Annotated in this window: 14 protein-coding genes and 1 tRNA gene; 3 read left to right on the top strand and 12 right to left on the bottom strand. The window is 27.7% G+C overall.

The genetic code is table 4. The features are described from left to right. Positions 1 to 26: 26 nt before the first annotated feature. Positions 27 to 869 (top strand): leucine-rich repeat domain-containing protein, encoded by an 843-nt coding sequence (locus DA803_RS03040; protein ID WP_170120276.1) that lies wholly within the window; start codon positions 27 to 29, stop codon positions 867 to 869. Positions 870 to 956: 87 nt separating this feature from the next. Here DA803_RS03040 and DA803_RS03035 read toward each other — a convergent pair whose 3' ends face one another. Then, a complete protein-coding gene (locus tag DA803_RS03035; RefSeq protein WP_114191137.1) occupies positions 957 to 1,265 on the bottom strand; it encodes a virulence protein in 309 nt (102 codons plus the stop codon). A 200-nt stretch (positions 1,266 to 1,465) separates the two neighbouring features. Here DA803_RS03035 and DA803_RS03030 point away from each other — a divergent pair. Further along, positions 1,466 to 1,555, top strand: a tRNA-Ser gene (locus tag DA803_RS03030). Between the two features lie 118 nt (positions 1,556 to 1,673). Here the strand turns inward: DA803_RS03030 and DA803_RS03025 are convergent. The 7 genes from DA803_RS03025 to DA803_RS06690 all read right to left on the bottom strand — a co-directional run bounded on the left by DA803_RS03025 (position 1,674) and on the right by DA803_RS06690 (position 10,273). Further along, the gene (locus DA803_RS03025) at positions 1,674 to 4,607 is read right to left on the bottom strand and encodes an SMC hinge domain-related protein (RefSeq protein ID WP_114191136.1); all 2,934 of its coding nucleotides are present in this window, start codon (positions 4,605 to 4,607) and stop codon (positions 1,674 to 1,676) included. A 199-nt stretch (positions 4,608 to 4,806) separates the two neighbouring features. After that, positions 4,807 to 5,505, bottom strand: a complete 699-nt coding sequence (gene rnc, locus DA803_RS06695) for a ribonuclease III (protein WP_114191135.1) — start codon at positions 5,503 to 5,505, stop codon at positions 4,807 to 4,809. Further along, entirely contained in the window at positions 5,492 to 6,496 is a 1,005-nt protein-coding gene (plsX, locus tag DA803_RS03015; RefSeq protein ID WP_114191134.1) for a phosphate acyltransferase PlsX, read from the bottom strand. The genes rnc and plsX overlap by 14 nt, the downstream gene beginning before the upstream one ends. Before the next feature lie 9 nt (positions 6,497 to 6,505). Then, positions 6,506 to 8,140 carry a DAK2 domain-containing protein gene (locus DA803_RS03010; RefSeq protein ID WP_114191133.1) on the bottom strand — a complete coding sequence of 545 codons (1,635 nt, stop codon included), beginning with the start codon at positions 8,138 to 8,140 and terminating at the stop codon, positions 6,506 to 6,508. Then, positions 8,140 to 8,436, bottom strand: a complete 297-nt coding sequence (locus DA803_RS03005; RefSeq protein ID WP_114191132.1) for a hypothetical protein — start codon at positions 8,434 to 8,436, stop codon at positions 8,140 to 8,142. The genes DA803_RS03010 and DA803_RS03005 overlap by 1 nt, the downstream gene beginning before the upstream one ends. A gap of 3 nt (positions 8,437 to 8,439) precedes the next feature. After that, complete coding sequence (gene glyA / locus DA803_RS03000) at positions 8,440 to 9,696, bottom strand: serine hydroxymethyltransferase (RefSeq protein ID WP_114191131.1); 1,257 nt, start codon at positions 9,694 to 9,696, stop codon at positions 8,440 to 8,442. Between the two features lie 58 nt (positions 9,697 to 9,754). Beyond that, entirely contained in the window at positions 9,755 to 10,273 is a 519-nt protein-coding gene (locus tag DA803_RS06690) for a hypothetical protein (protein ID WP_114191130.1), read from the bottom strand. 471 nt (positions 10,274 to 10,744) lie between these two features. Here DA803_RS06690 and DA803_RS06685 point away from each other — a divergent pair, with 471 nt between their 5' ends. After that, positions 10,745 to 12,670 (top strand): MFS transporter, encoded by a 1,926-nt coding sequence (locus tag DA803_RS06685; protein WP_114191129.1) that lies wholly within the window; start codon positions 10,745 to 10,747, stop codon positions 12,668 to 12,670. A 339-nt stretch (positions 12,671 to 13,009) separates the two neighbouring features. Here the strand turns inward: DA803_RS06685 and DA803_RS06680 are convergent, their stop codons facing one another. The 4 genes from DA803_RS06680 to DA803_RS06670 form a co-directional block, all read right to left on the bottom strand. After that, on the bottom strand, positions 13,010 to 13,204 hold the full coding sequence (locus DA803_RS06680) for a hypothetical protein (RefSeq protein WP_145960828.1): 195 nt from the start codon (positions 13,202 to 13,204) through the stop codon (positions 13,010 to 13,012). 1,092 nt (positions 13,205 to 14,296) lie between these two features. Beyond that, positions 14,297 to 15,274: a variable surface lipoprotein gene (locus tag DA803_RS02980; protein ID WP_114191127.1), complete on the bottom strand. Its 978-nt coding sequence runs from the start codon at positions 15,272 to 15,274 to the stop codon at positions 14,297 to 14,299. A gap of 868 nt (positions 15,275 to 16,142) precedes the next feature. Then, positions 16,143 to 20,444: a PolC-type DNA polymerase III gene (locus DA803_RS06675; RefSeq protein WP_114191126.1), complete on the bottom strand. Its 4,302-nt coding sequence runs from the start codon at positions 20,442 to 20,444 to the stop codon at positions 16,143 to 16,145. A gap of 8 nt (positions 20,445 to 20,452) precedes the next feature. After that, positions 20,453 to 21,418 carry a phosphatidate cytidylyltransferase gene (locus DA803_RS06670; RefSeq protein WP_114191125.1) on the bottom strand — a complete coding sequence of 322 codons (966 nt, stop codon included), beginning with the start codon at positions 21,416 to 21,418 and terminating at the stop codon, positions 20,453 to 20,455.

The following is a 21,418-nucleotide window of genomic DNA, read 5'->3' as shown; positions in this document are numbered from 1 at the left end:
TAATGAAATATGGTAAAATGAGTTCTATGTTTAACAAAAATAATAAATTAAAAAGAATTAGTTTAGGATTTGCAGCAGCAATTATAACACCGGCTATTTTAGGATTATCCGCTATTGCATGTAGTCGTGAAAATGCCAATGAATTTGCAGCGAAATTTTTATTTGGAAGTGATGCTAAAAATTATTACAATAGCACAACCAAAACTTTAGATCTTTCACAAACAAATTTAAAAGTTATTCCACAATCAGCCTTTTCATGAAAAACACTGCTAAGATTGTTTACCATTAACAATCAAGGCGATAGAAAAGAAATAGCAAATGGAATCATTACCGACCAACAAATTAATATTGAAAGAATTATTCTACCTGAATCACTAGAATTAATAGAAAAAGGGGCATTTTCAGAAATTAATTCACTAAAAACAATTACTTTTGGTAATAAACTAAAAGAAATTCAAGATAATGCTTTTGAAAAAAATTCAATTGAGGAATTAATTTTACCTAATAGTATTTCAGTTATTGGGGAAGGCGCATTTAGAAGCAACAAAATTAAATCTATTAATATGAAAGACCTAGTAAATTATTCAGTTTTAACAAAGGGAGTTTTTGCAAATAACCTTTTAACTGAAATTGATTTATCGAGAGTTACAAGAATTGAAAGTGGTGCTCTGTCACAAAATAAATTTACTAAATTGGAATTACCTGCGAGTCTCGTAAATGTTGATGTCGACTTTTTAGATTACATTCATCCAAAAATGGAAACATTAGCAAAAGTTAAACTAACAATTTTAGATAAAACAACTTCCGATAAATTCAAGGAAGCCTTAGCGGCAGACCCTTCACATTTATTTGAAATTGTGTCAAATTAATAGTATACAAAAACAAAGCAATCAAAAAATGATCGCTTTTTTATTTTAATTTTTGCTGTAGTTGTCCTTAAATTTTTAATCTTAAAATTATTCATCAAATGAGTCGGTGCTTGAACTCATATACTCTGTGAAATTTGATAAGTCTTCCATTTTAAAAATATGTAAACTTACTAGAGATTCAACAAATCAATTAAGTTTTTTTAAATGTTGAATAGCTTGAAAAATTTGTTTTAGATTATTAATTGAACGAGAAAAATAAAAACTATTTGATAGCCAATGAAAACCATAATGTCTTAAAATATCTCTAACATCTTCATATGCTTGTTTATAGTTTTTTTCAAGTCCATAAGCCTTCTTAAGAACTTCCTTATTTAAATAAAAAACTAAGCCATACATATTTTAAATCTCCATATAATTGTAATAAATGAACTTTTTTATTATAGCACAAATTACCTATAGAATTTTTTTCCGCAAGAAAATAAGGTAAAAAAATATTATAAATAGCAATTTTTTTATTTAATTAATTAATTCAAAAATACAGACAAATTTTAATTTAATTTTTTATAGTAAAATATTACATGTGAATAAAATACTGTGGATAGTTGCTTGAGTGGCCGAAAAGGTTAGTCTCGAAAACTAATAATGTCGAAAGGCATTCAAGGGTTCAAATCCCTTACTATCCGCCATATGTAAGAACAAAAAAATGGGTAGTTAATTATTCTCAAAACAAAAATTCAAGTGCTAAGTTGCACTCGAATTTTTGTTTTATAAAACCGTAACTGATTAAATTTTTGATCTTTGGTTTTATTTTTCTTCTTCAACAATTAATTTCTTAGCTTCATGTAAATTAACAGCAAAGAAAGTGGTAACACCACGTTTTTGCATAGTTGCGCCATACAGTTTGTCAACTCTTTCCATTGTTCCTTGACGGTGAGTAATAACAATAAATTGAGTATCTATTTTTAAACTTTGTAAAAATTCGGCAAAACGAATAACATTAGCCTCATCCAATGCGGCTTCAACTTCGTCTAAGATACATAGTGGTAAAGGTTTAGCTTTAATAATTGAGAATAGTAATGAGATTGCTATTAAGGCTTTTTCACCACCTGAAAATAGTTTTAAATTTCGAATTGATTTGCCTGGTGGTTGAGCAATAACATCAATTCCACTTTCCAAAACATTATCTGGATCGGTATACCTAATTTCAGCCATACCGCCGCCAAACATTCTTGAGAATACATGCTTAAATTCATTATTAACAAGTTCAACTGTCTTAGTAATTCTTTCAATAATGATTTTATCCATTTCATCAATTGCTTCTTCAATGGTTAATTTTGCAGCAGCAATTTCTTCTTGCTGTGATTTAACATCATTGTATCTATTTTCAACTTCTTCTAATTGATTAATTGAATCTAGGTTAACATGTCCTAATTCCCTTATATCTTGTTTTAGACTATTAACTAAACTACGAGCAACATCAAAATCGATTGTTGGATTATAGAATTCCTTAGCAGTTTCAAATAGCATATTGTACTGTTCTGCCAATCTTTGTTTTGCTTGTTGAATAATTGATTCTGCTTTTGTTTTTTCTGCGATTTTTTGAGCGTTAGTTTTTAATAGTTGATTAAGCTCTGAATTAGCTTCTGCTTTTTTACTATTCATTAAATAAAATTCTTTTTTAGAACTGTAGTATAAATCTTCTTGACTAGTTTTCATTGCTAATAAATCACTACGATCAATAGTTAATTTTTGAATTTGTGCGGCAATATCCACCACTTGACCTTCTGAAAAAATTTCATTTGAAATCGATTGATATTTAACTTTCAATTCATCAAATTTTTCCAATGCTAAATCATATTCCTTTTGATGATTAGCTCTTTCAATTGTGTAATTTGAAAGTAAGGCTGTTTCTGAATCTTGTTCATGTTGAATGGTTGATAGTTTTTCATTTAAGATTGCAATTTTGTTTTTAATAGCAGGAACTAATTCCTCTAATTGTTTAACTTGTTCATCTACTCCGAAAATCGAAATATTTTGACTAACTTGTCCACCTGACATTACTCCACCAACTCGAATAATATCTCCGTCAAGTGATACAACCATATATCTTTTTTCTAGCAATTTAGATAATTTGCTTGCATTTTCTATCGTGTCACAAACCAAAATATTTCCTAATAGAAATCTTTTTAGTACATCAAATTCTGGTTCTGTTGCTGCTAAATCGGCGGCAATTCCAATAAAACCTTTTTGTGTTTTAGCAACGATAATATGTTGTTCATTAACATATTTAGGATTAATTGAACTTAGCGGAATAAATGTTGCACGTCCTCCGTTATTTTCCTTTAAAAAGTTAATGGCTTTAACAGCTGTTTCAGGGCTATCTACAACGATGTGTTGAATTGCGGCTGCCAAAATAGTTTCAATTGCTCGCGCATAAGTATTCTCAACTGCAATTAATTCACTTACTAAATTTTTATATCCTTTAAATAGGTGGGCATTTTCAACAATATTTTTTGTTCCCTTAGCCAAATTGGTTCGATTAGATTTCATTTCTTCAATTACGTCTAATTTTGATCTAATTTTGTTAAGTTTATCTGTGTCAGATGAAATGTCATGTTTAATTGTCGAAATCATAGCTGCTCGATTTGCAGTTGATGTTTGTAATTTTTCGATATCAGCTTTTTTCTTTTGAATAAATTCCTTATAACCTAATATTTTAGTGTTAATAGTATTTAATTCCATTTTTAAGGCGTCAGCTTGCTCTTTTGCAGTGGCAATCAATTCCCCATTTATTAGCATTTCACGATGTTTTTCTTCCTTAGCACTTCTAATTTCTAGATTACTAATTTCCGAATTTACTTCATCTAAACGTCTAGCAATATTTTTGATGTTTTCCTCAAGATTTTGAATAATGCCAGTTTTTTGTTTAATTGTTTGTTCATACATTAAAACCTTAGATTCAAGATCTTCACGCACAATATCGTATTCTCTTGCTTCGGTTTTTAATTGTTCTAATCTCTCCGAATAGTGCATAAAGTCATGCACTAGTAGGGTAACTTCTACATCCTTTAGTTGTTCAACTTTAGTTTTGTATATTCTTGCTTTTTCCGCTTGTCTTTGTAGTGGTTTAAGCTGTCTTTCAAGCTCTTCAACTAAAATAACGATTTGGTCTAAAGCTTCTTGTGTTCTTTCAAGTTTCCTTTGCGCTTCAATTTTTTTTGACCGATACATTGAAGTACCACTAGCTTCTTCTAAAATTTCTCTTCTTCTTTCAGGAGTAGCTTCAGCAATGTCTGATATTGTTCCTTGTCCAATAATGGCTAAACTTGATTTTGAAATACCACTTTGCATGGCGATTTCTTTAATGTCTCTTTGTCTAGCAACTTCAGAATTAATGTAATATTCATTACTTCCTTTACCACGATTTAACACTCTTGATATTGTAAAAAAATCATGAGGAATGTCACAAGCACGGTCACGATTATCAAAGGTAAGTATTACTTCTGCTCGGTTCATTTCTTTTTCTGTTTTAGAACCAGCAAAGATAACATCTTCCATATTATCTCCCCGTAAAACCTTTGAACTAGTTTCCCCTAGTACTCATCTTATTGCATCATTGATATTTGATTTTCCTGAACCATTGGGTCCAATAATGGCTACAACACCACCGTCAAATTTTAATGTAACTTTATCAGCAAATGACTTAAATCCATGGGCTTCAACTTGGATTAATTTCATATTTGTCCTTTCAATTTATTAAAATATCTATATTTAAAGATACTAATTGATGACATAATTATAATAATTTTGTTATCAATTTCTTAAATTATGTAAAAAATAGTCAATTAAAAATTATTAATTTGTACAATAAATAAAATAAAAATGATGCTTTTTACAATCTTAAGCACCATTTATTATACTAATTAAATAATGTTATTTAAACCTTCGTTAAGGCATCAAGTGCCGCATTTTTTTCGGCTTCTTTTTTGGATTTTCCAACACCAGAACCGTATTTCATTTCATTGACAAAAACATTACTTCGGAATAATGAATTTTCAATTGCATATGTTTCATATTCAATGCGGTTATTTCCTGATCCCTGAATTAATTCCTGAAATTTTGACTTTGAATCTTTTAATGATTTCTTAGAAAAAGTTTTAATTTCCGATTTTAGCAAATTAGAAATAAAATCATATGTTTTTTCAAAACCAAAAACAAGATATATAGCGGCAATTAAAGATTCAAAAATATCTGAATCAGTTTTAATATTTTTGCCATTTATGAAAGCATTTCTTGAAGCTCTTATTAGAAGGGGAAGTCCCATTTTTGCAGATCATTGCCCTAAATTTTTTTTGTCCACGATTGAAGATCTTAAAGCTGTAGCATCACCCTCATTAAAATTAGGAAAATTTCTAAAAATAATGTCGCTAACAGTAAATTGTAAAACTGTATCACCTAAAAATTCTAAGTATTGATAATTTTTGATATTTTTGTGTTCATTAGAATATGTTTTGTGAGTAAAAGCTCGATAAAAAATTTCATAGTCTTTCTCTTCTAAAGAATTGTTATTATCAAATTTCCATTTTTTTAAAGCTTCTTTAATTTTGATCTCAAAAGTAGAATTATAGTTCTTCATTTTTTTCCTCGTTAATTGCTTTTAACTTTTCAACTAAATTTTTATCAATTGCGAGTTTTATTTGATTTAATGCATTATAAAAAGCTAAATCATCACTACCACCATGGGCCTTAACAACAATTTTTTCCAATCCAACAATAAAAGCCCCGCCAGTGTTTCGATAATCAAAGCGATTTTTCATTTTTTTAAAATGTTTTTTTACTAAAAGTGCGCTAATTTTAGTTAAGAAATTTTTTAGAAAAATACCTTTTAACATTTTTGAAAATGCTAAAAACGAACTTTCTAATGTTTTTAGAAATATATTCCCACCATAGCCGTCAGCTACTAAAATATCAACTTCGCCATTAATTGCTGATCCTGGTTCAACAAATCCTGCAAATTTAAAATTGTCTTGATTATTTTTTAAAAGTTCATAAGCTTCTTTAGCAATTTCACTTCCCTTATAATGTTCAGTTCCAATATTTAATTGTCCAATCGTTGGATTTTGAATATTATATATAGCTTCATAGTATTGAACTGCGAGTTTAGCTCACTCTAAAAAATATTCAGCCTTAACATTAATATTAGCACCAACATCTAAAACTAAAATGTCTTTATCCTTAGATGTTGGGATAATTGGCATGAATGCTGGGCGTGAAACTTTTGGTAATCGTTTAATTTTAAGTGCCGATAAGATTATAAAAGAAGCACTATCGCCACTGCTTAAAATTCCGTCGGCGTTCTCTGATGAAACAAGTTCAAATGCCTCAAACATTGAACTATTTGATTTTAAAGCATCTCTTGGACTTTCGATTTTTTTAGCAATTTCATTATTTTCAAAAATTTCATATTGATTTTTATTAATTTCTGAAAATTCTTTTTCAATCATTTCCCGATTACCAACTAAGATTAATTTATAATTTGGGTTTTCTTTCAAAAATCGCTTAGCACCCTCAATTGCAAAATGTTGACCATTATCGTTATTTAATAAATCAAAAACAATTTTTTTCATAATAGACCTCTATTCAACTGAAATTAAATATGGGTAAATACTTTGTCCACCAGCTTGGATATCTACTGAAATATCAAAATTAATTTCAATGTAATCTTGAATTTCTTTTGCGTCGGTTTCTGATACATCTTGTCCATAAATAATTGTGATTAATTCTGAATTTTTTTCAATTAAATTATCGATAAGCTTAATTGCTGCTTCATTTCCAGTTTTAGCTGTATCATAAAGCTCATTATTGACAATAACCATATAATCACCATCTTTAATTTTTATACCATTTAATTTGGTATCTTTAATTGATGGAGCAATTTCACCATATCTAATTTTTTGGACTGCTTTAGTCATTTCACTTAAGTTAGTATTAGCAGGATTATCCTCACTAAAGCGAACAGCAACTCCTAAGGTTTGAGCTTGTGATTTAGTTGGAATAATAATAACTTTTTTATTTCTAACAATTGTTGCTGCTTGTTGAGCTGAAAGTGTAATGTTAGAGTTATTTGGAAGAATAAAGACTGTTCCGGCATCAACTTTATTAATTGCATCAACAATATCTTGAATTGAAGGATTATTAGTTTGTCCACCTTCAACAACATATGAAACTCCACTATCTTTAGCTAAATCAATCATTCCTTGTCCGGTGTTACATGAAATTAAAGCGCAAGAATTTTTTTTGATGCTAACAACTTCATTATCTTTTTTCGCACTATATTTTTCGGCATTTTCCTTACTTTGATTAGCTTGAATTGTCATATTTTCAATTTTAATTTTGATAAACTCGCCTCATGAATTAACTAAATTTAGAATATTGCCAGGTCTTCTTGTATGAATATGTACCTTAATTAAATTTTCATCAGAAGTAACAACAATCGAATCACCGTTTTTTTCCAATTTCTTAGTTAAAGCGTTCATATTTAAAACAAAATCTTTATATAATTCCATAATAAATTCGGTACAATAACCAAATTTACCATCATATACTTCTTTATTGCCAATAAAATTAGTAATTTTTTCATTTTCATCATGTAATAATGTAATTGGTTTATTATCAAAATAAGAAGCAATTCCTTCAAGGATGGCATATAATCCTTCACCACCAGAATCAGTTACTCCAACTTCTTGCAACACGGCCAATAATTTTGGAGTATTATCACAACTTTTTCGCGCTATTTTGACAGCAATTTTAAAAATATCATCAATTCCCGCATCCATGGTAACTTGCTCTTGAAGCCCTTCAGCTACTTCTCTAATAACAGTTAAAATAGTACCTTCAATTGGTTTAAGAACTGCTGTATAAGCTGATTTAGAAGCTTCTTCAAAAGCCTTAATAACATCAAATGCTGTCGCTTCATTCTTATTTTTAAAACCAATAGAAAAACCTTTAAATATTTGACTTAAAATAACGCCTGAATTTCCTCTAGCCGACATTAGCATGTTTTGTGATATTACTTTTGATATGTCTGAAATCTTAGAAGTCTCTTCTTTTATTTCATTAATTGACGCTATTGTAGAAGCCATATTACTACCGGTATCACCATCGGGAACCGGAAAGACATTTAAAGCATTAATAGCATTTTTCTTATTCTGTAAATTATTAGAAGCAGAAATTAAAGCTTCTTTTCAAATTTTTCCTGTAATTTTTATCATTATTTAGTTCCTTTAATATAAATTGTTAAACTTCCTAAATTTAATTTTTCCTTTTTGAAAACATGCGAAATATTTTGATACATTTCTTCAACAATGTTTTTTGCGCTAATATGTGAAATCAAAATTAATCCAACAGTAATGTTGACTGTTTGATTATTTTCTGAAAGTTCAATTATCATTCCTTGATTTTCTTGACCGTTAGATTCATGGTCATTTAATTTTTCGATCTTTGAAATTCCTGCAATGGTTATGATGGCATTTGATACGATTTTTTGGATATTTTTAATTATTTCCATAATTTACCTTGTAATATACGATTTTTTTATAGGAAAGGAAGATGTTAATTTTGCCACTTCTTTTTTAATAATTTTTATAAGAGCTTCATTATTTGGTTCTCTTAAAATTTTATCAATTAAGTTGGCAACAATAATAAATTCCTCTTCTTTAAATCCCCGCGAAGTCATCGCAGCAGTTCCGAGTCTTATACCACTAGATATCATTGGAGATTCTGCATCATTAGGAATAGTATTTTTATTAACGGTAATGTTAACTTTTGAAAGGATTTCAACTGCATCTTTACCAGTAATGTTGTATGTTGCTTTGACATCAATCATAAATAAATGATTTTGGGTTAAACCTGAAATAACCTTAGCACCCTTTTTGATAAATGTTTGACAAAAAACCTGCGAATTTACTAATAGTTGTTCTTGATATAACTTAAATTCTGGTTGCAGCGCTTCATAAAAACTAACTGCCTTGGCTGCTATTTGGTGGAATAGTGGACCCCCTTGGTATCCTGGGAAAACAGAACGATTTATTTTTTTATAAATCTCTTCATCATTAGTCATTATAATCGCACCCCTTGTTCCCCTCAAAGTTTTATGAGTTGTTGTCATTATAATATCAGCATAGGGAGAAGGTGATGGATGTTTTCCGGCAATAACAAGTCCAGAGATGTGAGAAATATCAGCAAATAAATAAGCACCAACTTCGTCACATATTTTTCTAAATTTATCAAAGTGAACAATTTGTGAATAAGCTGAATAACCACAAATTATCATTTTTGGTTTTACCTCTTTAGCAATTTTTAAAATCTCATCATAATCTAGAACCCCGTCATCATTAACAGTGTATGTATATGATTCATAGAATAATCCACTAAATGAAATACGATAACCATGTGTTAGATGTCCACCTGAATCAAGTGATAATCCTAAAACTTTATCACCCGGTGCCAAAAGTGACATATAAACAGCGGCGTTGGCCACACTACCTGAATATGGTTGAACATTAACATAATTTACGTTAAATAATTTTTTTGCTCTTTCTTGAGCAATAGTTTCTATTTGATCCATATATTCACAGCCACCATAATATCTTCTACCAGGATAACCTTCACCATATTTATTTGTTAAACATGAACCAGCGGCTTTTAAAACATCTTCAGATACATAATTTTCTGATGCTATTAATTCGATGTTATCGCTTTGACGTTTATTTTCTAAATTTATTAATTCTTCAATGTCTTTGTCAAATAAACTAATTTTTTTATACATATTATTCTCCTTAAAAATAACAATAAAGACTAAACTCATTAACTAAGTTTAGCCGTTTCTAATCTAGCAATGATTTGTTTTTTAATTCTTCTTCTTGAATCATCGCAAATTTCTTTTGATTTTGTTTTCTTATTATATATTTGGTTAGTAACAAAATTGGAATTGCCATAAACGCTAAACCTACTGCTGGTATAACTCTAATAAATCATAGATCAACGCCACTAGAAACTAAAAATGAATTCATCGCTAAAGAAATTGGGATTAAAAAGTGTAATGATTCAGGTCGCAAGAATTTAAATTTTCAAATCATTAGACATACAATTGCAACTTGAATTGATGCCATTGCTAACCCGATTAGAAGTTCGCCATATCATCTATCAATTGATTTTGTTTGGGGAAATATTCATCCGTCCCGACCAACAAATATAAATAACAAAAATGAAGGGATCGCAATCAATAGTAGTCCAGTTAATGCTATTCTTCAAGAATTAGATAATTGTTTTCTCGGTTTTTTTTCAACTACTTGATAATTTTTTATGTTGATTTTTTTGTTTTTTCACTTTTTATTATTTGACATGAATATCTCCTTTTTACATAAAACATTTTAATTTTATCAAAAATTAGTTATTTGTTTTTGTAAATTAGGAGCATAACAATTCATTTCTTAGAAAAATAAAGCATTATATTTATCAATTTTTATAATAAAAGACAATTAACTAATTATAAATATAAACTCCTTGACAAAAATATAAAAATATAAATTAAAAATAATTGAATATATTGATAGCCATAAAAATAATTATTTGAGAATTTTTTTGAAAATATAATCGTTATATTTTTTAATTTAGTAATTTTAATTTAATGTATAATTATCTACTACCAGATTATTCAAACTTTGGTTTTTCCCAAAATTTTATATGTAAATTACAAAAAAATTAAAGTATGAATAACTGATGAATATTTATCTATTTTTACTTTAATTTAATTTGTGCAGATACTCGGTAGTAGAAAGAACATTAAATTATTTAATGTGTATGAGTTTCACAACATGACAATTTTTAAAAAAAATAGTATCAATTACACCACTTCGCTTGCGCTTTCTTTAATAGGATCTGAAGCCTTCAAACTTGGCTCATCGATTTTTATCTATAAATTTACTGGTAATTTATGACTAGTAACACTTTTATATCTATTCATTCAATTACCTTCAATTTTAGTTTATATTTTTAGTAGCAAAATTGTCCAAAGAATAAAAAATAATAAATTAGTATTGCTTCTATCGGATTTAACAAGTGTTATACTACTCATTCCTAGTCTTGTTATATTTTTCTTCACTGACAATAAATCCATTCTTTCATTAATTTTAATTATTTGTAGTTCAATATTGGGATTTATTAATGCCTTTAGATTTGTATTTTTGAAAAATATTGTTTACTTTATAACTAACAACAATGAAGAACTAAAAACTATTAATATTGCTAACTCTTTTGCTACGTCATTTGGTTTTCTGCTCTCGGCAATATTATCATTTTTCCTTTTCAAAAATATTCAATTCTACTGACTTGTAGTTATGAATATGATATCGTATTTAATTTCCGGAATTTTATATTTCACTTTAAAAGTAAATAAAGTAGCTACTAATTTTCAAAACAATGACCAAAGCAAGAAAATTATTACAAAACGCAGTGTATGAAAATCATGAATTTTTATTTTATCAGGATCACTAATAATTGGCATATTTTTATATCCAAGAACATCGGGACTTTCACAGTTCTTTTCAAATATAAATAGCTTTAAAATTGACACTTGAGGATTTTATTTATCGATAATTTTTACAACATTTTCACTTTTAGGGGTGATTGCGTCATTTATTGCTAAAAAATACATTAAAAATCAAATACTATTTATTTTGATTATAACAATTATCATGGGAATATTGAACTTTGTTTGACTATTATTTGCTTCATCAAATGAAAATGACTATTTTATCAGTTATGTAATTATTACTTCAATTCAACAATTTCTTTTCTCAATCTTTATCTCAATTTTTTACACGCTTTCGTTTCAGTTATTTGATAACAAGGGTTTTCATAAACAAAATGGTTTATCAATTGTCTTTAGAATAATTGTAACCTCAATACTAACAGTATTTTTCACAATTTTAACAACAAAACTTAGTTATTTATACAGCTTTATTCTTTACTCAATTATTGTCGTTGTTTCATGTTTGGGAATTGCACTAACAATTTATGATTGAAAACAAATTAAAACTAAGAGATTCTACAACAATTTAAAAATTTTAGAAGAATATAAAAAAGTAACTAATCGAGGACTTTCAAAATCAGAAGTAGCGGCAATTGATAACGTCATTAAAAGTGTATTGGAAATTAACAATATTCTCGATATAGGGTGTGGCACCGGTCGCGTTGCCATTGCACTAAAAAATCTATTTCCAACTGCTCAAATTGATGCTATTGATATCTCTAAAAAGCTATTATCAGCAGCTCCAGAAAACAAAAATATTAACTTTCAATTAGCCAATATTTTAGAATATAGCGAAAAAAGTAAATATGATTTAATAATTTTTAGTTCCAATGGTCTATCAAACATTACTAGTAAATTCGATGTTAAAAACTTGTTTAAAAAAATTAGAATTTTATTAAAAGATAAAAAAAGTCGTTTCATTTTTACAATCCATAACATTTTTGCAACCGACGAAGAAAAAAACTTTTGAATTAATAAAATTAAAATTTATGAACTAAAAACATTTTCAAACAAAAAGATTCAAGACTATGAAATACATGGACTAAAAAATAAAAATAGATTCTATAGCCATGAAGATATGATTAAAATTTTTAATAAATATAAATTTAAAATAAACAATTCTTTTAAAACAAAAACTAAAATAGAAGAGAATTGATTATTAGAATTATCTAGTCCTTGCATTTTTTATGATATTTCAAAAGCAAACTAAAAATATTAAATTAATCTCTTAAAATTCAGGCAAATACGATTTAAATGTATTGCCTGATTTTATTTTTAGTTTTATATAAATAATTTCACAAAATATATCAAATGACATATAAAAAATTTCTATATTTTAATAAATCATCTAATCATTAAAATCAATTTAGTAAAATAAAACTTTAATAGCTAACGCATTAGCTAAAAAATCATAACGAATTATAAAATGGTTCAGACCTAAGCAAAGTTATTGCTTAAACTTTTTTGCTACTATAGAATTATTAATTTGCAAACGTTATATTGAAAAATTGTAGATATATTATTTAATTTCCAATTTATATTTTCCTGCTTAAAACATTTTTTTATCATCAGAACTTAAAAAGTTATATTTTCTAACAACTTCTATAAATATTTTATGATATTCACTTTTTTTATTTTTTATATTTCAAAATTTTCAACTAATTCGGTTTTCTTTATCATCAATTTCACCAAATTCAGTAAATGAATAATCATTTTTTTTAATATTTATATAAATTCTTTTCATTACCTCAGTATAGGTATTATTAAGAATAAAAACATTATTATATTTATCATTTTTTAAAAATAAACTGTAAAAAAGTGACTTATCCACAACATTAATTATTGACCTGGGATAGATTCACCTTTTATTAAATTTTTTACATTTTCTTTATTGGTTTTTTTCAAAGTTTTTAAAATAAGGTAATAACCATTTACCACTCATTTCCAAAATTATTAAAAACAGACGACGAAATTTAGGATATTCAGTAGATATTGCTTTACGTTTAGGTCTATAACTATATATCCTTATAATTCTTTTTGTCTCTGCTTTCATCAATTAACAATTCGCAATAACTTGATTATAAATAAAAAACCACTTCACAAAAAATGAAATGGTTACTATTTTTGTTTCCGAGTCATCATGTGGCCCATCGTTAGGTTTTTTTCCTTCGTAAAAGATATTTTTTTTAAATATCAACTCTTATAGTCTGAACCCCTCGACTCGCTTTGGCTATTGTATTTTAGTTTGCCATAGCTAGCCTCATTATATCAAAAAACTATTTGATGACAACTTTATAATAAGATAGAATAATAAAAAACCGGGTAATTATAATCTTAATGATATCTTAGGTGAAATAATTTAAAACCCACTATACATTGTGCAAAGCATAATGTGAAGTTTTTTTGTAATCTAAATTTTTGTAATCTTTTAGAATTAAAATATCTTATGTATCTGCTGATTCCATTATTTACTATCTCGAAATTTAAATTGTTGTATTTTATGAGATCGATATTTTATCGCTGCAGACCCTAAAAAAATTTGATTGTCTATTCTTTTAATGAGTATCCTTTGGCTATCATTAATTGTTAACATTCATGTTTTTTTCATATCCGCTTATATACCGATATTCGTTATCGATAATAAACTGGGATAAAGCTATTACTAATCTAATTTTCACATTTTTTTAGTATTTTATTTTTTTATTAAATGAAAATTGTTTTAACATAAAAACACTCCTTATTTTCTTGGAGTGTTTAAAATATGTCACCTAAATTATTACCTGCGATTACCATTTTTGTTTTTAATTTAGGTTAATTTGTATGATCTAGTTTAAAACTATTTCACTATAAGAATTTTTTTAATTTCTGCAACTTGGTTATCAATATCTCCTATTTGATTTTTAGAAAGTCCAACCTTTTCTTTTATATTTTTGCCTAATTGTTGAAAAATATCTCTAGCTATAGTCTTAACTGCTTCATTAGTACCTTTTGATATATATTGTTGCAATTGATATCTAGGTTCATATAAATTTAAATAACTATAAAATGATTCATCATTTATTTTTCCAAATTGGTCTCAAATTTTTATAAATATATATATTCCATAATCGTTCTGCTTCTGATTAACTATAGCAGAATCTACAAATTTAGCAAATCTATTGATAATATAATTAAGAAAAGTTGAATATTTTATGGAAGGAGTCGATGGTAATATAAAATTCAAAAAATCATCTTCAAAATTATTTTTAGTGCCGTTTTTATATGCTATAAAATCATCAATGAATTCTCTTGCTAATTTAAGATTATTTTCATTTTCTTTGTCATCAATAATATCTATAGCCATTTTTAGCTCTTCTTCAGTGTCATAAGATGCCCTAATGTCATTGACAGATTTAAATAAATCTAAAATCCTCTGATATGTAAAATAGTGTAAATTGATATAAAGTATTTCTCTTTTAAGTTTTAGCAATTCCAAATTTTTCATTTCTTCCTTTTTTATGTCATCTTCTGGTCTTTTATTATTATTCATATCTTTTTTATTTGGATCTGGCATTGGTGTTGGCGGAGTTGGAGACGGAATAGGATCTTGTTTTGGTGGAGTTGGAATAGGATTTGGTTTTGGAGGGATTGGAGATGGAATAGGATCTTGTTTTGGTGGAGTTGGAATAGGATTTGGTTTAGTGTCTGGAGCTGGTGTTGATGGATTTGGAGGAGTTTGTATATTATCAGTTTTACCACATGATGCTGCTATTAGTGGCATTGTTGCAACTACAACTGGTAACACAATTCATAACTTAAAATTTTTCTTTTTCATATTTATTCACTCCTATATGTGTAATTGAATAATTATAGTGCATATGAGAAAAGAAGTAGAGAAATAACGTCTGTAAATAGACTTTTTTGCATTTTTTCGTAGTTTTTACCAGTAAAATATTCAAAAAATATTTCCTTTAGAAAAATCTAATAATTATTATCTTTATACAATAATTTAATTTCAAAATTAACTAAAATTATTAAAAAAAGATGATGTGCGCATCATAATCATATTTTTTATGTTATTTATATATTTTGGTTATTATAATTTGATAATATTGAACAACTTAAAAATTTGAATATTACTATAGTATAACTTAGGTAAAATAATTTAAAAGCTCATTCCACATTGTGTAAAAACATAATGCGGATTTTTATAATCTAAATTTTTTTGTACTCTTTCTAATTTATAGTACCTTATGTATTTGATTATTTCGTTATTTACCATCCCAAAATCTAAATTGTTGTATTTTATAGGGGCAATATTTCCTCACTACAGATTTGCAAGTAAATATTTTGAGTGCTATTTTCTAATGGTTATCCACTAATTGACATTGATTGTTGACAGTTGAAATTTTTTACTTTCATATCTAGCCTACATATTGATACAATGATATCTATATTTTCATAACGATATTCATTATTGAGAATGGACTAAATTACAACTATTTCAAATCAACTTTTTACAATTAATTTTAATTATTTTAATTTTTATCAAATGAAAATTGTTTTAATATAAAAACACTCCTTATCTTCTTGGAGTGTTTAAATTATGTAAGCTAATTTATGCATCAGCTTTTAAGATTTCATATGATTACAATTTTTCTTTTAAATTAATTAACTATTTACAAAACATTCGATATATTTATCTAGAATAAAATTACTTGATTGGTTTCATCTAAGTTTTTTAATACACCTAAATTTCTTAATTCATTTTCAATTCTTGAGTTAACCTTAGTTCTTTCTCTTAAATCTTCAATTGATAAAAAAGGATGGTCATTTCTTGCTTGAATAATTGTCTCAGAAACGGCAGCTCCAAGGCCTTCAATAACATCAAATGGAGGAATCAGCGATTTTGATTCATAGTCGATAATCCATTCACTAGCTAGTGAACGCTCAATATCAACATTTTGAATTTTAAAGCCCCGAGCGTATAGCTCTTTGGTGATTTCTAATGTTGGAATTAATGCATTTTCTTTCACTGATAATTTAAGACCATTCCCTGATGCTCGACTTTTTAGTTCTCTTAGTTTATCAGAAACACTTTTCAAACCAGAGCTCATAACAAGAATATCAAGCGAATCAGGACGGCTGGTGTAATATGAAGCATAAAATGGTAATGGATGATAAAGTTTATATCAAGCGATTCTTCACGCCATAATAACATAAGCCGTAGCATGAGCCTTAGGAAACATATATTTAATTTTTTTCAATGAATTAATATATCAATCTGGAATATTTTTAGAAATTAATAAACTTTCTTGCTCATCAGTTAATCCCTTACCTTTACGAACCCTTTCCATTATGTCAAATGCTTGAATAGCTGAAATATCTTTTTTTACTAATTCTTGCATAATGTCATCACGACAACAAACGCAATCATGTAATGATTTTCCTTGTTTAACAAGTTCATCAGCATTGCCAGCTCATACATCAGTTCCATGACTAAGACCTGAAAGTAGAATTAAATCATTAAATGATTTTGGTTTAGTTTGACTTAACATTCTTCGCACAAAATTAGTTCCAAATTCCGGTAAGCCATATGCACCGGTTGTTTCCCCTTCAATATCAGATGGTTTAATTTTAAGTGATTCGGTTGTATAAAACAACTTCATAACTTCTTCATCGAATTTAGGAATATCTTCAACATTAGTATTAGTTAAATTTTCTAACATCTTAATAATTGTAGGGTTATCGTGACCTAAGAGATCAAGTTTTAAAACATTATCATGAATACTTCTAAAATCAAAATGTGTGGTTTTTCATGATGATGAACTATCATTGGCCGGATAGTTTATTGGAGTAAAGTCTTCAACATCATACTCTTTTGGAATAATAATAATTCCACCTGGATGTTGTCCTGTAGTTCGTTTAACATCTTTGGCTTTTGAACTTAAAAAATCCAAAAATTGATTGCTTCATGGAACCATACCTTTTCGTTTTTCATCTTCATATTTTTTACAAAAACCAAAAGCAGTCTTGTCAGCAATTGTTGAAATTGTTCCTGCTCGAAAAGTATGAGAATCTCCAAATAATTCACGAACGTAATTGTGAATTGTTGTTTGGTAGTTACCACTAAAATTTAGGTCAATGTCAGGAACTTTGTTGGCTTCAAATCCTAAAAATGTTTCAAAAGGAATGCTATGCCCATCATTTATCATATTAATATTACAGTTAGGACATTTTTTTATTGGAAGATCTCAGCCTGAAAAGATATTCTTTTCCTTGCTTCATTCAAAATGTTTGCACTTAGTACATAAATAATGTGGTTCAAGCGGATTAACTTCAGAAATCCCTGCTAGATTAGCAACAATTGAACTTCCAACACTACCACGACTTCCAACAATATATCCATCTTCATTACTTTTTTTAACAAGCTTATGACTAATTCAATAAATAGCGGAATATCCATATTTAATAATCGGATTTAATTCTTTATTAACCCGAGTGATAATGCTCTCATCGGGATTGTCGCCATATTTTTCATAAAGAGATTTCATAACAACTTTTCGTAAATTATTAGCCGAATCATCAAATTCAGGAACATACAATTTATCTTTAATAACTTGAATATTATTTTCAATTTGACTAGCAATAATTTTCGGATTTTTAATAACTAATTCATAAATTAAATTAGCATCGTTTAAAAACTTAAACTCATTTAGCATTTCCCGAGTATTTAAATATCGAAAAACTGGATATGATTCTTTTTTATTTAATCAATGAAGTCCCCCACCTAGTGATGGCGCATTGACATATATTTTGTGAATTAATTCTTGATAGTTGTAAATAAAACGTGAATCCGAAACAGCAACACATAATTTATTTAGTGATTTAGCTTTATTGATTAAATCCTTATAGATAAATTTCAAATTATCTTCGGTCATATTTTCATCGCGAATAAGGTATTTAAATGTACTAATTGGTGGAAATTCAATGTAATCAAACATTTTAATTGTTTTAATCAAATTCTCAGTTGAACCATTAAAGGCTTGCTCTCACAAATAAGATTGATGAGTGCCACTTCCATAAAATAAATCCGGATCGCTTTTAATTTCACTAAAATAAAGTTTAGGGCCTTCATTAAAATGATCTGTTAACGATCTTGAAACAATTTTAAACATTTTCTTAAGTCCTGCTTGATTTTTAGCAAGTACTCTTGTCTCATATGAAAAGCGCCTTCCAAGCATTTCAGGATTGAAAGCATCAAGGAGCTGTTGCGATGTTTCAATTTTATACTTGCTTTTAAGGACGTCAATTATTTTTATTCAAACCTTACATAAAATTTCAGCATCATAATCCCCACGGTGAGCATCATCTTTGTTATAGTAGACATTATATCTTTTAGCAAGATTACCAAGGGTATGTTTTTTTTCTTTCGGATCTAAAAAATGCGAAATAGCTAATGTATCAATTCCTTTAATTTTGGAAATATCTAATCCATATTTAACAAATTTTTCTTTACAAAAATTAATATCAAAATTAGCATTATGAGCAACACAAATTTTATTTTCTAAAATTTCATAAATTTTTTTGATACCTTCTTCTTCATCGCAGGCATTGGCTAAATCTTCGTCAGTAATTCTAGTTAAATTGGTTGTGAATTGCGAAAGAGGTTTGTTTGCTTTAATAAAAAATTGAATATTATTAATTTGCATACCGTTTTTGATAATTGTGCCACCAAACTCAATGATTTCGTCAAAACGTGGACTTAATCCAGTGGTTTCAATATCAAAAACTACATACTCTTCATCTTTTAAATTAAAATCCTTAAAGCCATAGAAAAAATTAGGTTCAGCACTAATTGCACTCAATGTTGTTCCATAGATTGGTTTAACATTTTTTTGTTTTTTAGCAGCATTATAAAATTCAGGAAATCCTTGAACTCCATCTAGATCAGTAATCGCAATTGCTTCATGACCATAAAAGCTTGCGGCCGCTAAATAATCTTCAGTTGATGAAATTCCGTCTTGTGGGCTCATTGTTGAACGAGCGGCAAGTTCAATTCTTTTTTCAATCTCATTATCACTTTCTAATTTTTGATATCCTTCTGTTAATGTATATCAATTTTTGCTTGCAGCCATAATACATTTTGAATTTGAATAATTGTCAGTGACGAGATTACCAACAACAATGATAGCATCACCAATTTTTAGATTTGGCATTTCATCACTACTATCATAAAATTTTTTGACAGTGATTGCCTCTTTATAATCAGATATCCCAATTATATATAAAACTTTATCATTTTTTAAATTACGAGATTCAAGTGAGAATATTTCACCTTTTGTAGTAACTAGGGTATTATCAGGATTATCTATTGCTTCATCAATTTGAATTAAAATAGGTTTTTTATTTGTCGACCTTCGTTGATATCCATCATAGGTTTTTTCTTTGTAGGGTTGAGTTTTTTCGATTTCTTTTAAATTATCAAATCCTTTAGAAATATCATACATAATCGTTTTAGTACGGTCCATTCTTTGATTTTCAAGAATTTCAAATCTAACCAATGAAAATTCAAAACCAATGTCTTTTAAAGAAGAGACTATAATCTCTTTTTTTTCTAAAAAGCTATTATATATGTCTCTTCTAGGTAATTTTAAGATAAGTTCATTATTCATAATTGATATGTTCTCTTCAACAAAGTAGCACATTAAGTCTTTTAGAGCTGAAGATTCGTGTAAATACATTAAATAATCTTGAATAATTTTTGCATTAGGAATACTATTATCAAAAATTAATTTCAATCTAACTTTAGAAAATCTATTCTCAAGGGCGGCCAAAAATGCTTTATAATCATTTATTGGAATGTGCGTTTCTAAGGCAACAGTAAAATCTCAAAGATCTTTTTCTTTAACAACTGAAATAACACAGGCATGCTCAAAACTACTAGGAATTTCAAAATTAATTTCTCGACATAATTTAATAAATGTTTTATCTTCTTCTCTCATAATTATCCTTATTTAATTAACATAATGATTGCTGTGGAAACGGCAACAAAAGACACTGAATCAAAACGATCCATAAGTCCACCATGACCGGGAATTAAATTTGAAAAATCTTTAATATTTAGCAATCTTTTAATTCCAGAAAATGCTAAATCTCCAATTTGCGAAGCTAACGGTAGAATAATAAGCGCCGCGATTAATTGACGAATATTAATCAAAACTAAGAAGCGACTGTCTTTAGTTATTTTGCCTAAATACATTGCAATAAATACAAATAAAGCTCCAAAAATATAGCCACTAATTGCTCCTTCTCAAGATTTATTTGGGCTAATACGTGGTGCTAATGAGCGTTTAATAATCTTTTTCCCAAGAAATTTACCACCAAAGTAAGCGGCAGTATCTGATGCCATTGGAATAATAAAAATACAGAATAAAATATATAAATTAGCAACATTAACAATAAACAAAATTTTTAAAAATCAAGGTACAAATATTAAAGTAAAAAGCGAAATAAAATAGCTTTTAAAAAAAGTTTTTAAGCTCGCATATTTTTTAATATTAACTAAAAAGATGATTGTAACAAAAATATAGGTTATTGAAAGTGATAGAAAGCCAATATTACTAATACTGTCACGTTTAAAAAATACACCTTTTCTCAATTGGTCAACCAAAGATTCTACACTTAACCCGGTTTGAGAAGTATCTCAAAAAGCATTTGGATTGGTTGCGGATGTTTGATATCAATCGAGTGGAAAAATTCAAACTATGGACACTAATGAAATTAATAGAATATTCGCCCAACGCTCTAATTGATTGTGTTTAATAATTTCATATCCAGCTCACAAACTGAAAACTAAATAAAAGACGATTCCAACTGATTTACCAGGAACTTTTAAAAAATAAGTGATAAAAAAGAATGGTAGAATTACCATAAATAAAATTGTTACTGATGTAGCACGGAGTTTTATATTTTTCAT

Origin of the sequence: [Mycoplasma] phocae (assembly GCF_003332325.1) — a bacterium.
GTDB classification, from domain to species: Bacteria; Bacillota_I; Bacilli_A; order Mycoplasmatales; family Metamycoplasmataceae; genus Metamycoplasma; species Metamycoplasma phocae.
This window is presented reverse-complemented; position numbering and strand designations above follow the sequence as displayed.